Source organism: Streptomyces sp. (assembly GCF_050698815.1).
In the GTDB taxonomy this organism is placed as follows: Bacteria; Actinomycetota; Actinomycetes; order Streptomycetales; family Streptomycetaceae; genus Streptomyces.
The window spans coordinates 1-1,513 of the sequence record NZ_JBOHCV010000483.1 but is presented as its reverse complement, the minus strand read 5'-3'; the positions used below and the strand labels follow the sequence as shown (position 1 = coordinate 1,513).

The 1,513-nt window shown below is 78.3% G+C and carries 1 protein-coding gene; it reads left to right on the top strand.

What is annotated here, in order from left to right:
• The coding region (locus ACRDP3_RS17395) for a primosome assembly protein PriA (protein ID WP_431517873.1) at positions 1-1,461 on the top strand (1,461 nt) is incomplete at its 5' end.
• Between the last annotated feature and the right edge of the window lie 52 nt (positions 1,462-1,513).

Sequence of the window (1,513 nt, the reverse complement as noted above, 5' to 3'; positions counted from 1 at the left end):
GCCACGCTCGCCTCCGGGCGGGGCGCGGTGGCGGTGCTGCCGGACGGACGGGCGGCAGAGCGGGTCGACGCGGCGCTGACCGCGCTGCTCGGCCCTGGGCGGCACGTGCTGCTGACCGCCGAGTCCGGGTCTGAGCAGCGGTACGGGCGCTGGCTCGCGGTGAGCCGCGGTGCGGTGCGGGCGGTGGTCGGGACGCGTGCGGCGATGTTCGCGCCCGTACGTGATCTTGGTCTCGCCGTCCTGTGGGACGACGGGGACAGCAGCCACAGTGACGAGCGCGCGCCGCAGCCGCACGCCCGTGAGGTGCTCCTCCAGCGCGCGGTCACCGAGCAGGCGGGTTTTCTGCTCGGTGGGCACGGCTGCACCGTCGAGGCCGCGCAGCTGGTCGAGACCGGCTGGGCGCGGCCGCTCGCCGCCGCCCGCGACACGGTGCGCGTGGCGGCACCCCGCATCCTTACGGTCGGCGACCTCGACGAGGCGCGGGACCAGGCCGCGCGCACCGCGCGGCTGCCCAGCCTCGCCTGGAGCACGGCCCGCGACGCGCTGCGGCGCGGTCCGGTGCTGGTGCAGGTACCGCGGCGTGGCTACGTGCCGCGGCTCGCGTGCGAACGGTGCCGGGCGCCGGCGCGGTGCCCGCACTGCCACGGGCCGCTGGAGGCGACCGGCGAGGGCGCGCTGCTGCGCTGCGGCTGGTGCGCCCGTACGGCACCGGACTGGCACTGCGGGGAATGCGGCGCCACCCGGCTGCGCGGGCAGGTCTTCGGCGCGCGGCGCACCGCGGAGGAGCTGGGACGGGCGTTTCCGGCCGTGCCCGTCCGTACATCGGGGCGCGACCAGGTGCTGCGGAGCGTCCCGGACGCGCCGGCGCTCATCGTCTCCACCCCGGGAGCGGAACCGGTCGCGGAGGGTGCGGGTTACGCGGCTGCTCTGCTGCTGGACGGCTGGGCCCTGCTGGGCCGCCCCGATCTGCGGGCGGGAGAGGAGGCGCTGCGCCGCTGGCTGGCGGCCGCGGCGCTCGTACGGGGGCAGGAGGAGGACGGCAGCGTGCTGATCGTGGCCGAACCGACGATGCGGCCGGTGCAGGCGCTGGTGCGCTGGGATCCGGCCGGGTTCGCGGTGCGTGAGCTGGCGGAGCGCGCCGAGCTGGGCTTCCCGCCGGTGTCGCGGATGGCGGCGGTCAGCGGCCGGGCCGAGGCCGTGGCCGAGCTGCTCGCGCAGGCCGGACTTCCGGCGGATGCCGAGGTGCTGGGCCCCGTGCCGCTCCCGGTCATCGAACCGGGCCGGCCACGCCGGACCGGCGATCCGCCGGTGGGTGAGCGGTGGGTGCGCGCCCTGGTGCGGGTGCCGCCGGGCTCCGGCGGGGCGATGGCGTCCGCACTCAAGACCGCCCAGGTCGCGCGCCTGACGCGGCGGGAGGGGACACCCGTGCAGATCCGGGTGGACCCCCCGGACATCGGCTGAGCCCGGCGAGCCCGGGCGGCGCCGCCGGGCAGCCCGCCGCCCGGTGGCGTGC